The 14,430-nt window shown below is 67.8% G+C and carries 9 protein-coding genes; 6 read left to right on the top strand and 3 right to left on the bottom strand.

Annotated elements, in window-relative coordinates; genetic code table 11:
- Nucleotides 1-41 precede the first annotated feature (41 nt).
- Nucleotides 42-674, top strand: a complete 633-nt coding sequence (locus ACWCP6_RS34935; RefSeq protein WP_450936661.1) for a TetR/AcrR family transcriptional regulator — start codon at nucleotides 42-44, stop codon at nucleotides 672-674.
- Between the two features lie 742 nt (nucleotides 675-1,416).
- On the opposite strand, the gene ACWCP6_RS34930 is transcribed toward ACWCP6_RS34935, so the two are convergent.
- The 3 genes from ACWCP6_RS34930 to ACWCP6_RS34920 form a co-directional block, all read right to left on the bottom strand.
- Nucleotides 1,417-1,812 (bottom strand): XRE family transcriptional regulator, encoded by a 396-nt coding sequence (locus tag ACWCP6_RS34930; protein ID WP_450936660.1) that lies wholly within the window; start codon nucleotides 1,810-1,812, stop codon nucleotides 1,417-1,419.
- A 666-nt stretch (nucleotides 1,813-2,478) separates the two neighbouring features.
- A complete protein-coding gene (locus ACWCP6_RS34925) occupies nucleotides 2,479-3,165 on the bottom strand; it encodes an RES domain-containing protein (protein ID WP_450936659.1) in 687 nt (228 codons plus the stop codon).
- Nucleotides 3,166-3,464: 299 nt separating this feature from the next.
- Entirely contained in the window at nucleotides 3,465-7,904 is a 4,440-nt protein-coding gene (locus tag ACWCP6_RS34920; RefSeq protein ID WP_450936658.1) for a hypothetical protein, read from the bottom strand.
- A 20-nt stretch (nucleotides 7,905-7,924) separates the two neighbouring features.
- Between ACWCP6_RS34920 and ACWCP6_RS34915 the strand changes: the two genes are divergently transcribed.
- From ACWCP6_RS34915 to ACWCP6_RS34895, 5 genes are all read left to right on the top strand, one after another.
- Nucleotides 7,925-9,403: an esterase/lipase family protein gene (locus ACWCP6_RS34915; protein WP_450936657.1), complete on the top strand. Its 1,479-nt coding sequence runs from the start codon at nucleotides 7,925-7,927 to the stop codon at nucleotides 9,401-9,403.
- Nucleotides 9,404-10,658: 1,255 nt separating this feature from the next.
- Entirely contained in the window at nucleotides 10,659-11,384 is a 726-nt protein-coding gene (locus ACWCP6_RS34910) for a hypothetical protein (RefSeq protein ID WP_450936656.1), read from the top strand.
- A 189-nt stretch (nucleotides 11,385-11,573) separates the two neighbouring features.
- A complete protein-coding gene (locus ACWCP6_RS34905; RefSeq protein ID WP_450936655.1) occupies nucleotides 11,574-12,812 on the top strand; it encodes a ParA family protein in 1,239 nt (412 codons plus the stop codon).
- Entirely contained in the window at nucleotides 12,809-13,945 is a 1,137-nt protein-coding gene (locus ACWCP6_RS34900) for a ParB/RepB/Spo0J family partition protein (RefSeq protein ID WP_450936654.1), read from the top strand. Before ACWCP6_RS34905 ends, ACWCP6_RS34900 begins: the two co-directional genes overlap by 4 nt.
- A 306-nt stretch (nucleotides 13,946-14,251) precedes the next feature.
- On the top strand, nucleotides 14,252-14,430 hold a 179-nt coding region (locus tag ACWCP6_RS34895; protein WP_450936681.1), incomplete at its 3' end, for a DUF2637 domain-containing protein.

Raw genomic sequence — 14,430 nt, 5'->3', positions numbered from 1 at the left:
CTATTTGCATAACAAGCGTTGCGTGAATGTACCGTAGCGGCATGCCACGCACCAAGGGAGATCACGAGGCCCGCCGGCGCGATGTCTCCGAAGCGGTCTGGCAGGTCATGGCCACACGCGGCTTCGCCGGCCTGACCCTGCGTGCCGTCGCCACCGAGCTCGGCGCGACCACCGGCCTGCTCACGCACTACTTCCCAACCAAACGCGCCCTGGTGACGTACGCACTGGAGCTGCTCGAAGAGCGGACCATCTCCCGCCCCCGCCGCCACACGGGGAAAGGTATGACCGCCCTCAGGGACGCACTGCTGGACATCCTGCCGCTGACCCCCGAGGCCACCGACAGCAACCGAATCTGGGTCTCCTCCTGGGACGCCGCACTCTCCGACCCCGACCTGAGCACTGACTATGCCCGCAAGTACGCCCAAAGCCGCGACAGGCTGAGCGAGCGGGTGGCCGCAGCCCAGGAGCTTGGGGAACTGCCCCCCGGCGAACCCGCGCACATCGCGGCTGGTGCTCAGTCCTTCACCCTCGGCCTGGTGGTCCAAGCCCTGTTCGACCCGGCAGCGTTCTCGCCACAGCGGCAAGTCGAGCTGCTGGACGACTACCTGGACACCCTGACCGCACGCACTGATCCAACAACGATCACTCGGCGCGATCCTGACGGCGGGCTCTGAGCACCGATCGATCGCCGGCTGCTGTGCCCCTGCCGCACCCGCACCCGCCCATCACATGGGGCGGTGCTCTGGGTTGGATTCGTCGATCACTTTACGATCCGTCAGGTCAGCCGGATCAAGCATGGTTCTCCGACGTGAACACCGGACCAGCGCTACGCCACGCACTGATTGGACACCCGGTGGTGGAGGGCTGATCGCACACCGGTGCGGAGAAGGCGCCCCTCATCCGTTCGGCACGCGGCCCTCTCAGCGGTCGTACACCACGACGAGTCCGCTACGTGTCGAACCATATTGAGGTCAGCAGAATGACAGTCACGTTTAACCACACCAACATCGCCGCCAAGAGCCGCAATGAATCGGCGCGCTTCTTCCGAGAGCTGTTGGGCGGCGTGAGGTCTTCGCGCGCATCTTCTCCGAGTGGGCGACCCGCGGGCGCAGCTGTTGGACCGCTCTACTGGGAGTTCGCTGGCACCCAGCGAACTCCCAGTAGAGCGGTCCAACAGGTCTTCCGGGCGCCCCCAATCGCATGCTGCGCACGCGCCGTGCCTGGGGCCGAGACGGGCAAAGGTCGATCACCGATCTCATGACTGCACTCGATGATTCGGCGGCGGCCTTCAAGGAGCAGCGCAGTGCACACCGGCAGCGGTGTGCGCGCGGGAGAGCGGCGCGGGCAAGTGCCCCCGGAGCGTGTCCGTTGCAACAGCTGCAGAGGGCCCTTCCGAGCACCTGTTGGGCGGGTTGTTCAGCCACCGTCGACGTAAGCGCGTGCGGCGACCATCACGTCTTTGAACCGGCCGTCAGCGATGCACTGGGCCGGCGTCTCGTCCTCGAGCTGAGGGTTCATGCCGATCATCCAGGCGCGGGCGGTGTAGATGTCTTCGGCGTGCTGGATGAGCTGGAAGGTCTGCAGCGCAGCACGGAGGCGTGCTTCTGCCTCTTCGCGGGGCTGTGCGTCGCCGGATGCCCATTTGCCCACTTGCCGGGGGTCGCTGATGCGTGTGATGCGTGCGGTGATGCGCTGCCCCAGGTTCTCCTGGAGGAAGCGTGCGATCTCCGCGATACGCATGCGCGTGGTGGTGCCGTGCGCGAGCTCGGCGAGATCGGTGCTCCGCGGAGTGGGAGCAAGAGTCTGCGACATCGTGTGTCTCCTCGTTGTCGTGACTGCGCGCCTTGAAGGGCGGTCGCGTGCCAGACGACGGGTGATAGGCAGGGAGAGCGCGCGGAAGGCATGCCAGCCGACGAATACGTGACGGGCCGTGGACTGGCTCTGTTGGGCGCGCGGGGAACGCTTCACTGTGATTCACCCGTGGGGAAGCGTGACCGCGACGGGTGAAGGGGAGCCGGCTTGCGCCGACGGTCAGTCTCGATGCTTGCCGGTCACTGCTGATCCGGTGCGAGGAGGCTGGCAATGTGCCGCTTCGGTGCGGCCCCTGGCATGGCGAAGCTGTGTGCTGCTGGTGCTCCCTGGCTGCGCTATCGCGATTGTGCCGGACACTGCGGCTAACACCGTTGCCTGCCTGCTCATGATCCTGCCCCCATCGTTCGTTGATGTATTTAGCCTACCCATATACGCACCCCAACTCCACTTGTTTGCACGTAGTTTCTGAAGTGTGACAGTCCGTCAAGTTCGTGCCGTGGCAAGCGATATGGCTTCCGACCTGCAGGGTTCGGGCTCCGTGACGGGTGGACGTCAGCTCCGTCACAGAGCAGCTGCAGGAGACTTTTAACTCGTTGGGGCTACAGTTTTCGGTGGTTTTTCCGGTGGTGTTTGGGGAGGGCAGGGCAGGGGGTTTGCGTGAGCGTGTCACTCCAGACGGAGCTGGTACTCAGCTGCCACTCTGAGCAGCGCTTCGTCCTCGGGGAAGATCAGACTCGACTCGATCTCCGTGTAACCCACGTCGTTGTAGATCGCCCAGCACTGGCGCATGCCGAACCGGGACCGGTAGGCGATGCCGTGGATGAGGCGGCCGCCCTGCTCGGAGTCGCGCTGGGAAATGGCCCAGGCGGAGATACCGCGCGTGATCTTGCGGTTGAATCCCTGGACGTGCTCCTGCGTGAGCTTGTCCACCTGGTTCTCGGCAAGAAGATCCCTGAGCTCGCTGGAGAGGACGCTCAGGGTCTGTTCGTCGTCGACGTCTAAGAACCGTGCGTCCTTCGACAGCTGTAATCGGACAAGTGCGTGGCGGGTGGTCCACGCCGGCGGAATGCGGCCGGGAGCGTCCTCGCCCTGCCAGTCCGCTGTCGCAGTGGTCAGCCAGTCGGGGTGGACGAAGAACGGCGCAAGGGCTTCGGCGAAGCATCCGTCTCGCTCCGAAGCGCAATACAGGGTGCCGTAACCGACCAGGCTCCAGCGGTTGCCGGCCGAGCTGTCGACGTCGTCCTTACGGATCTGCTCGAACTTCACCGGGTTGTGTGCCTTGCCCAGGCGCCACACCCCGTGCTCGGGCGGGGGGACCAGCCTGACCTCCGGGTGGGCTGCTGATATGGACATGCGCGGCTCCTCACCTCGGCCCAGGACCACCTGTCGGGCCGGAACGCTGCTGACGTGCCCTGCCTGGGACCACGGAGTCACGGTCCGTCAGGGACGCTCGCACGAACCTGGCAGCCCCCTCATTTCTTCCCCCGGCCGGAGAGACCCCGTTGCGGCCGGGAGGCGGCACTCCCTGCAGCGGCCAGCGTGTGCGAGACGATCATTTTTGTATTCCGTCCGCCAATATGCCCCCCACTTATGCAAGCACTGTGGGGCGCACGAAGGCTCCAGGGGGCGCACATGCCCGAGCGGACCCGTCGTCAGAGATCTCGGAGGTCGAGCTCACTGACGAGGACTCCCGCATCTCCCGCCAGGGTGAGCATGACGTGGCCGGGTGCGGCCGGGTGCGCGGACAGGAAGCGCACGGGGACGGTCGTCGCCAGCTGCAGGAGGCAGCGACCGTCAGCGGCGTCCCAGACGCGGACCGTTCCATCCCGCGAGGCGCTGGCCACGTATGACCCCAGTCCTTCGGTGGACCAGGCAGCGACGGCCTCGACGGAGGCCGCATGCCCCGACATCCTGGAGTTGAGGGGCTGCCCGGTCAGCAGATCCCACAGCTGGACCGAGCCGTCGTCCCCTCCGCTGGCCAGATAGGGCGGCAGGCCGTCCTGCGGACGGGCGTTGATCGCGACGGCATTGATGACACCCTGGTCGCACCACATCACGGCCTCCGCGGCGCTGCGGTCCGGGGCCCACAGCCGTACGGTGCCGTCCGAACTCGCCGAAGCGAGCCAGTCGTAGTGGGTGTCGGAGGCCGCAGCGACCGCCCGCACGGGCAGGCGGTGCCCGCGCCAGGTGCGCAGGCGCTGCATGGACTGCAGATCCCACAGCACCACCCGGTGGTCCTTGCCCCCGCTGAGCGCAATGCGGCGCCCCTCGCTGGTGGTGCAGGAGGCGAGGCCGGTCACCGGCAGGGTGTGTTCCTCAAGGCGGCCCGGCAGGCTCCGGTCGGCGGTGGCGTTCCAGCAGCGGATGCTTGCGTCGTGCGCCGCCCACAGCAGCGTTCGGCCCGCTGGCAGGTCGGCCCAGGCCATCGCGGTCATGGGACCGCTGCCGGTCGGGAAGTCGGCAACGGCGCTGCCCGCGTCGAGGCTCCACAGTTTCACCCTGTTCTCGGCTGCGACGGCCAGCAACGGAGCGTCGCCCGCAGGCGCGTGCAACACGGCACCGGTCACCGGCGGCACCTGCACGCTGTGCCCGTCCAGCACCTCACGCAACGCGGTCCGATCCCACAGCCGCACGGTGTTGTCCCTGCCTGCGGACGCCAGAGCATCCTGACCAGCGACGGTGACGCAGGCGAGAGCCGTCACGGTGTCGGTGTGCCCCGTCAGCCGCCGTGCCTGTGCGGCCTCGGACATCTCCCACAGCACGATCGTCCGGCCGCTGGATGCCGCCAGCACCTGGCGGCCGTCGACGGTCACAGAGGCCAGGCAGGTCACCGGAGCGCCGGGGCTGTGAAACGCCGTATGCGTCCCTGTCGTCAGGTTCCAGACCCTGACGGTGCCGTCGGCGTGCCCCGAGGCAACCGTGGCCGGCAAGGGCGTCGGAGCGAGGGCCCGGAGCTCCTCCTGCTCGGTCTGCGGTAGTGGCCAGCTGCGTAGGACCTCTCCCGTGGCAAGGTCTCGCACGCTCAGCGTCTGCCCGGCCGTCACGAGCATTCGGTCCCCGTCGTCGGTGGTGACGGTGGTGACAGCGGCCTTGCGCACCGGCTCGACGGGAGGCAGTGATCGCGTAGTTGGGGTGTCGTTCCACTGGGTCAGCGTGCCGTCTCCCTTGACGGCCACGACCCAGACCGAGTCCCCGACGCTGCGATAGGCGACGACGTCGTCGGTCCATACCGAGCCGGGGCGGCCGATCTGATCGATGAGCCGCGCGTTGATGGGGTCCCAGATCCGCACGGTCCCGTCAGTGCTGCCGGAGGCAAGGACGCAGACGTCATGCACGCCGGCAAGGGAGCGCACGGCCCCGTCATGCGGGCTGAGGGCGTTGCCCGCGGGGCCGCCTGTGGCGGTGTCGATGAACTCGATGCGGCCCTGCTCGTCGCCCGCCGCCAACAGGACACCGCCATCCGGTGTCGTGACCGGCGCCAGCGCATGAACGCACGCGTCGACCGTGGCAAGCACATGGGCCGGAGGCTGCCACTGCGACCACACAATGCCCAGCGGCGACCCGAGTGGTGAGGAATCCACGGGCAGCCGAGGCCGCGGCACACCGCGATGACTCAGCGCCGTATGCATCAGATGCAGGCTGCCCAGCCGCGAGACGGCATCGGCCTGTCGCACATACGGCTCGACGGCCGCCCATGCCTCCAGCCACGCCCGCCGCCCCTGGCCGCCGGCGGCCGACAGCAGACCGCGGATCGCCCCACTGGTCTCCCACGGCAGCAGGCTCAGCGGAACATGCTCGTCGTCCAGGACCTCCCCCAGCTGCGCGTGCTCGGCCAGGTGACGCCGTACGTACGGCGGCGGAGGACTTCCCGGCAGGCCCCCGGCCAGGCGCGCCAGCGCGGCACTGATCGACGCGTGCACGGTCCGCTCGTCCTCGTCCCCCGCGCTCCCGGCGGAATCCGCCCCGTCGCTCTCCCCCACCATGCCCCCCGCAGGCTGGCCGGCCATGACCGGCCGGCGCCGCAGAATTCGGCCCAGCCGGTCATGAGCGGGCCGGTACACGATCCGCTCGTCCTCCACGTCATGGCTGAGATACCCAGACAGCGGCCCGTGCAAGAGCGTGTCAATCTTCCGGTCGGCGTCCTCGATCGGAGCACCATGCACCGCCGCGGCCACCGCCGGCCAGACAGCACCCCACGCCATCCCCCGCCCCCGGGCAAAGGCCGTCGCCCGCAGCAAAGACAGCGCCTCGGGCGCCGATAGCAGGCCGCCGTCGGCTGCGGCACACGCCTCGAGGTCTGCCTCCAGGATGCCGACCGTGCCCCGGTCCAGCTGCCCCAGCCAGGCAGATTCATCCAGAAGACCGGGACCGCCCTCGCGCAGCTGCGCCGCGGCCCGCTGGGCGTCGAGGAACGACGGCTTCACCTTCTGTGCCACCAGCTTGGCCGCCCGGTCGCGATGGTGCTCCTCCCAGCCCAGCCGGCCTTCCAACAGAGCCCGCACATACCGGCGGATGTCCTTCTCGACGCCGTCTCCGTCGGTCCGCAGTTCGCGCGCATGCGGAAAGGTGGCGCAGAGCGCCGACAGCAGACTCTGACCCCGCAGACCTTGCGGCGCCCTCGGCGCCGGACCCGAACTGCGCAGCCCCAGCACCAGGCGCAGCCCGCCCCGAGGTCTTCCGTGGCCGGCGCCGCCCTGCGCCGGGACAAAGCCCAACGGGCCCTGCGGTGTCTTCGTCAAAGCGGCCAGCGGCGCCAGGACATCGCTCACGCACCGCGCCGGGCTCACCGCCTCGTCCACCGCGTCCACCACGACGGTCACCGTCGACGCATGGCTCTTCACCCCGGCCCGCACGGCCTCCTGCCATGCGCGCACATCATCGCCCTCGACGGGCTTCTCAAGGACGCCGAGCCCTCGGCACAGCGCCTTCAGCAGGCTGAGAGGCGTGCTGTTGCGTGCGCTGACCGCCACGGTCACCGCCCCCTGGGCAGGCACGGTCGGCGCCGGTGACTCCCGCACAGCCGTTGTGAACTGCTCCGAAGACCGGAAGGAGGCGTCACTCAGGGCCACCGCTCTGCCGAGTACCGCCGACTTCCCGCTCGCCGTCACACCCGTCACGATCAGCACGCCCGGCGGGCCGTCGAAGAATGCGGCGAGCTCTGCGTTCAGTTCTTCCCGTCCCGAGAAGTACCAGCCGGGATCCTCCGGGCGGGTGCGGCCACTGGCCTTCTCCAGCCAGTACTCCAGCTCCTGCACCGCGACCGACGCCTCATCGGCGTCTTCCGCCGCGTCGGCGGGCTCCGGCTGAAAGCGCGGATTGGGCAAGGCGGCCGTCGGCTTGAACATGTTGCCCGTCAGAAGGGGCATCGGCCCCTCGATGGTGCGGTGGTACTTCTCGTTGACGATCTCGGTCCCCGCGTTCAGAGCCTCGAGGAACTCCGTCATGGACAGCCACGGTCTGGTGATCCCGCCGGCCGTGCGCAACCAGGTCCGTGCCTCTTCGAGGATCAGCGCGAACTCCCTGCCCAGCACAGCCGTGCGATCACCGGTCGTCGCCAGGACATGCAGCCGTCCCCGAGAACGCTCCGGCGCCAGGTCCCGCATGGACGCCTGCAGTTCGGAGGCGATGCCCGCTGCCTCGCACAGATTGACGATCACCAGGATGTCCTCGGCGTACGAATCCAACGCCGCGACAACGACATCGCAGGTGGGCAGCGCCGTTGCCAGCAGCCTCCGGCGGTCGGTCTCCTGCAGCAGCAGGTAGTGACGGGATGCAGCCAGGCCGTGCCCCGTCAGGAACAGCACCAGCGGCACATCCGATTCCACCTCACGGATCCCCGCCCGTTCCAGGTACAGCTCCACGTCGTGCCGACTCTGCGGCGTGCGCGTCTCCATCACGCGAAACCCACGATCGGGAGTCCACCAGGCAGCCACGGCCTCCAGCTGCTCGTCGATCGCCTCGTTGAACGCGGCGGTCCCGTCCTCGACCGCCAGCATCACCAGCAAGCCCGGCTGGTCCGACACCGGCGTCTGCTCTACCGCCGTCTCGTCAGAACGACCAGCTAACTCAATCTCTCCCCGCTGCCCCTCCACGGCCCCTATTGTTCACAGCCATGGACCGCCAGAAGCGCACTTTACGCACGTCCGAAGCCGCCGACGCCCCGTCAGCGATCACCCAGGACGCCGTGGTCGTCGTCCCCGGCATCATGGGCAGCGCGCTGAAGGACACCACCACCGGCAAACGCATCTGGGGCCTGGAATCAGCAGCCTGGTACGTCAAAGCATGGACGCACCCCAAAGGGCTGCAGGCCCTCCACCTCACCGAAGACGAACTCGAAGGCAAGACCGGCCGTGTCGAAGCAACCGGCCTGCTCACCTCGGGCGCCTGGACGCCCTACCTCCGCGGCTCCGAGCCCTACACGGACCTCCTCGCACGCATCAGGAAATGCGTCGCCCACGAGGACGCCGTGCTGCCCTTCGCCTACGACTGGCGACTGCCCGTCGCCACCAACGCCCAACTCCTCGCCGAAGCGGCCCGCCGCCACTTGAGCGCCTGGCAGAACCACCAGTCTCATGACCCCGCCCGCGCGGACAGGTTCGACAGACTTTCGGCACGGCTCGTGTTCGTCGCCCACTCCATGGGCGGACTGGTCACCCGGGCCGCCCTCGAGGGCAGCTACGACAGCGAACTCGCCGACGACACCCGTGGCGTGATCACTCTCGGCACTCCCTTCCACGGCGCCGTCAAAGCCGCTGTCATCCTCAACACCGGCCGCGGAGCGCCCATACCTCTCCCCCGCCGCAGACTCCGCGCCCTGTGCGCCACGATGCCCGGGCTGCACGACCTGCTCCCCCAGTACCGAAGCGTCCGCGACGGCGACGACGTACGGCACCTCACCCCCAGCGACGTCGCGGCAATCGGCGGCAACGCCGAACTGGCGCGAAACGCGGCCGACTTCCACAAGAGCCAACGGCACATCGCCCTGCCCGACCACCGCTCCGTCGTCGGCATCAACCAGCCCACCTGGCAGAACCTCAGCATCAAGGACGGAAAGGTCGAAGCCCACCTCGGCGGGGCACGCCAGAACAGCGACGGGTCCCTCATCCGCGACCGCCGCAACCGCGTGCGCTACTTCCAGGTCCAGGGAGACGGCACCGTCTACAAGGAATCCGCCGAGATCACGCGAGCCGTGACCACGCTGCCGCTGCAGCACAGCGCCGTGGCGCAGGAGACGACCGCCCTCGACGCCGTCGAGGAGATTCTGCGCAAGGATGCTCATCTGGGGCCGCCACAGGGCGAATTCGGCTGCGGTCTGACCCTGCCCGACATGGTCGAGGCCGGCCTGCCCTGGACACTGACCCTGAACGACGTCGACTCCCTCGCAGGCCTGACCTGCCACATCCACAACATCGAGGACGACAACGACAGGCACGAGGCCACCCTCGGCTGGATGGACGGCAGCATCGGAGCGCAAACCGTCATCAGCACACCCGGACTGCACCGCGTGGAGATCAGCACCCTCGACGGATTCAAGATCACGCAGATCGTGATGGCAACGGACGCGGGGCTCCGGCTTGATGAGGCCGAATGAGACGACGCCACTCCAGGAGTTCGGAGGTCGCCCGGTGGTGACCAGCAGGACGCCGAGATTGCCAACCTCTCGGAGGTCCCCGGTGTCGAGAGCCCATCGGTACATCTCTTCGGCTCTGTAGGTGCGTCCGGATCTGAGGAGCAGTGTGCCGAGGTTCAGCGCAGTGCTGATGTGCCCGACGTCGGCAGGCCGGCGAAGGGCTGAGCCGGTCTCTTCCGCACGTCCGGCCCGGGTCAACTGGCCCGCCGAGCGGACCCGGGCCGGACGCTCGGCGTGCCAGTTGGACCAACTCCATCCATGCATGCTGTCCGGCTGCGTCTTCGGCGCCTCCGGGAAGCGCCATCAGCGCAGCGGCGGGACACCGGCTCCATGTAGCACCTCTCCCCCGCTGTCTGCTGCGCATCACATCAGGCCTGGCAGGTGCCGCGCGGATGGGCATGGTCGCGCTATTACGACGTAATACTCACTGCCCTCCAGCGGCTGCACGTGGAGCCGGCCGGGGGACCCTCTAGGGATCCGTAAGCCCGATGTGTACCAGCACGCATGTAATGGGCGGCTCGTGGCTTTGGCTCAGAGTTCTGTTGAGCAGTGTGCGCGGACGAGGCCCCACCGAGACCGACCGACGGAGTACCGGACTTCCCGTACACGGTCTCGCATCTTGACCCCGAGCGTTTTCTTCTCCAGGTAGCCGCCGGTGCGCCAGGAGACATGACGTGGTGCGTCGACGTGCATTGGCTCTGCAATGGGCGGTCGGGGGTCGTGATCGCTGACGAGGAAGGACAGCCCTTCCGGCTCGTAACGATCGAGCGAGATGTCTGACCCTCCGCCTGAGGAGTGCATCCCTGCACGGCGACTTGATGGGATGAGACAACGGCTAGGTTCACTGAGATCGGACACCGGACGCTGTGCTCCCCCAGGCGGGCAGATGCTCTGTGATCCCCCGCTATTACGCCGTAATGGCCGCAGCTCGGCTGCCGGCGCCCCGCTGTGATGCGCCTCGGGCGTGCATGTTGGTGGAGGAACCGTTGACCTGCGGCAGAGCTCGACGACTTGCCCCCTGCATGCCCCGCACTGAAGGCCGCGGAGCTCCTCGGGATTGTTCGATGGGAAGAGCGAGTTGAGCGATTCACATTCTGTGAATCGCTCTGTGGAAGGCACAATCGCTGCCATGGTGACAGCGAGGCGAACGCGTGTCCGGTCCACAGATCCCCTGCTCAAGGCCCCTATTCGGATCGGCGCGTTGGATCCTGCTGCTGTGGTTGGTGAGCTGCGGCAGTTCCATGAGGATGCGCAGGATCCTGACATCGAGAAGATGCCGGCCGACGACGAGCTGTACGGAGCGTTGCTCTACGTGGAGAAGCACGTCGGAGCTTTGGCCGGGGCGAGTGAGCAGGTGCAGCGTGCTGCGGCTCTCAAGCGTGTGTTGCTGTGGGAGTACTTGCGCGAGCAGGTTGACCTTCATCAGGCGCGGGCGGTGGAAGCGGCTCGGTCGGCGAAGGCCGAGTGGGCCGCTCTGGTGCCGGTGCTCGCCGTCGGTACACCCAGCGCGGCGTACAACAAGGCGAAGAGGCTGCAGGCTTCGACTCTCGGCGCGGAAGCGCTCGGGGGGCGGCCGGTGCGCCGTACCCCTGAGGCTGTCATCGAAGCCGAGCGGCAGATCGCCGCCCGAGCCTTGGCCGAGCGCCGGGCTCAGGAGGCCGCACGGAAGCGGCACGAGTTGCTTGCACCGGTGGCCGGACGTCTGGTTGAGCAGCGTGCCGGGTTCGTTGAGGACGAGGATGCTGCCTACTGGTTGGACGAGGTGGCCGCCGTGCTGGGGGACTGCCGTACGCCTACGCAGCAGGTGAGCCTGGGGCGCTACCTGGAGGCGGCGGTGCGGGCGCTGGGCAAGGTTCAGCAGCGGACTGCACGGCCGGTGACCACCACGGTCGAGGCCGGCCTGGCTTACGCCGCGGCGCTTGAGCTGGTGTCGGCGAGCTGACCGGCGGCCGGAGCTATTACGGCGTAATAGATGAGCCGGGGTCGGTGCGGGGCGCGGACGCTGCGGGCGCGGCTATTACGCCGTAATAGCCGGTGCGGCTGACGGGCTCGTCGGGACCCGAGCCACCAAATGGCGCTAACTAACGTGTCGATGCAGCAAATGATCTCGGACGTTAGTAAGGTGTCTGCCATGACTTCGCCAGCGACATCCAGTGACCGAGAGAAGGTCGTCTCCAAGCTGCCGGGATGGCTCCGGCAAGAGCTCAAGGTCAGGGCTGCCCAGCACGGGATGGAGATCCAGGCGGCCGTGGAGCAGGGCATCACCGACTGGTGCAATCTGGCCTCTGCTCCCGCCACCGTCGACACCGCAGGGTCGGACTCGTTCGCCACCTTCCTCCCCCAGGGCCAGTGGGATGAGTTCCGGCGTATCGCTGCCGACCGGCGCGTGTCCCTCATTCAGGGCCTCGCCCAGTCCGTCCAGCTGTGGCTGGACTCCAACCCCACTCCGGACATCGCGCGCCCGGCGATCACGCGACGCATCGTCGTGTGCAATCAGAAGGGCGGGGTCGGAAAGACCGCCATCACCGCCGGCACCGGCGAGGCCATGGCCGAAGACCCGAGTCGCCTCCACCCCGTCCGCATCGCCAAGCAACTCGCCGCCGCAGCAGGCGATGACGCGGACAGCCCTCTGGAAACCGAAGACCTGCCCGGTCTCGGCATGCGGGTGCTGCTCGTCGACTTCGACCCGCAGTGCCACCTCACCAATCAGCTCGGGGCAGCACCCCTGCCGATGTCCGGCGACAGCCTCACCAACCACATGGCAGGCGATCCCAAGGGCGAACTCCGAGACCTCATCGTCTCGGTGGATGACGACTCCTTCGGCGGACGTCTCCATCTCCTGCCCGCCTGCAACGACGCCTTCCTGCTCGACGTCCGCCTCTCCGCGGTACGAGCACGGGAAGCCGCGCTGGAACGGGCACTCGCCCCGCTCGAAGCCGACTACGACGTGATCCTGGTCGACTGCCCTCCCAGCCTCGGGCTCAGCATGGACGCCGCCGCCTACTACGGCCGCCGCCGCGATGGCGAAAAGCTCGGCCAGTCCGGTGCGTTGATCGTCGTCCAGGCAGAGGACAGCTCCGCCGACGCCTACGACCTGCTGACCACCCAGATCGACGATCTGCGCAACGACCTTCAGATCGACATCGACTACCTCGGCATCGTCGTCAACCTCTACGACTCCCGCCGCGGCTACATCGCCACCTCCTCCCTGCAGGGGTGGATGGACATAAAGGATCCGAAGGTCGTCGGAATCATCGGAGACCTCAAGGAGCAGAAGGAAGCCGTGCGCGTGAAGAAGCCGCTGCTGTCCTACTCCCCCAGGTCTCAGCAGGCTGTCGGCATGCGCGCACTGGCCCGGGAGATCTCATGAGCAAGGCCGATCAGCTAGGTGCCGGACGCTTCGGTGGCACGCGCAGCGTCAGCGCACGCCGCCAGGCCGTCGCCGCAGCCACGGGCGTGCCCACCGAGGGCATCGCACCGCCGACCGAACTGCAGATCCACCGGATCAGTCCCAACCCCGACAACCCGCGCTCCACGCTCGGAGACCTGACGGACCTTGCGGGAAGTCTGGCAACGCATGGACAGAAGCAGGCGATTACGGTCATGAACCGCGACGCCTATGTGAATGCCAACCCCGAGCGCGAAGCGGACCTGGAGCCCGACGCCACCCACGTCGTCATCGACGGCAGCAGCCGCCTCGCTGCCGCCCGAGAGGCAGGCCTTACCGCCCTTAAGGTGATGGTCAGCGACGACCAGGGCGCCACTGCAGACGAAATCCTCGAGTCCGCACTCGTCGCCAACATCCACAGGCAAGACCTCGAGGAGATGGATGAGGCCCTGGCGCTGCAGCGGCTGCTCGCCATCCACGGGACACAGACCGCGCTGGCCAAGCGCCTGCATCGCTCGCAGGGCTGGGTATCGCAACGCCTCGCCCTGCTCAATCTCACCCCGGAGCTCCAGCAGCGCATCGGGCAGGAGCCCATTGACCTGCTCCGCGCCGTGGGCAACAAGCCGGCCGAGCAGCAGCAGACCGCCCTCGATGAACTGAAGGCCCAGCGAGCCCGTGCCGAGGCCGAGAAGGCCGAACGCAAGCGGAAGCAGAAGGAAGCGCCCTCCGCCGCGCCCACCGCGACAGCCGACGCCGCCGACCGCTATTACGACGTAATAGGGGAACGGAGCACGAACGGCGACGGTGCACAGTCGGCCGGCACCACGGTGGGGGAGTCCCACCTGGATTCCTCCGGCACCACAGTGGCGCCAAGCACCGCCGGCCCGGAGACGCGTCGCAGCGCGGCGCCCTCGAAGTCTCAGACGGAGTCGTCGTCCTCTCGAACGGTGCCCGAGCCCCGCACGGCGCCACGGCCGCCCTACAACGATGGGGTTGCCCTCGCCCGGGAGCTGATCCGGGAGATGGACGACAACGAGTTCGGGAAGATGCTGCACCTGCTGAACGAGCACCACGAGCAGACGATCGAGGCCCGCCGCGCAGGCACGGCCCAGTGACACAACCTGCGCTGCCCCGGACGCGGCATCCGGTCCGGGGCAGCGTGTTGAGCACAAGCTCCAGCGCAACCTCCGCGCAGGGGAACGGCGCTACAGCGGCACGGAGGTCGCAGCACCGGGGTGACAGCGCCCCATGCGGACTCCCCGCGCGCAACGATGCAGTGTGCCCATGGGGGAGACCCGAACTGCCTGGATCGATTGCTGAGTTGAGGTCGGGCCGGATCCGCATTTCGTCTGCTTCGCCGTGTGGTGCGGGGGAGGATGACGTTGTCTGAGGGAATAGCTCTGCAGGAAGGCGACAAGAGGGTGGCTGCGGGGACGACGAAGACGCCGGTGACGTTCAGTCGGGCCCACCGCATCCTCATCGGGGTGGTGGTCACCGGTGCGCTGATCATCGCGGGCATCGGCTTCGCGGGTTCGTACGCGGCGGTGCGCGCACTCGCGTGGAAGAAGGGCTTCGGGAACTTCGCCTACGTCTTCCCGAT

Source organism: Streptomyces sp. NPDC002004 (assembly GCF_053593975.1).
The sequence above is the reverse complement of the archived record's forward strand: the minus strand, read 5'-3'. Positions and strand labels throughout refer to the sequence as shown.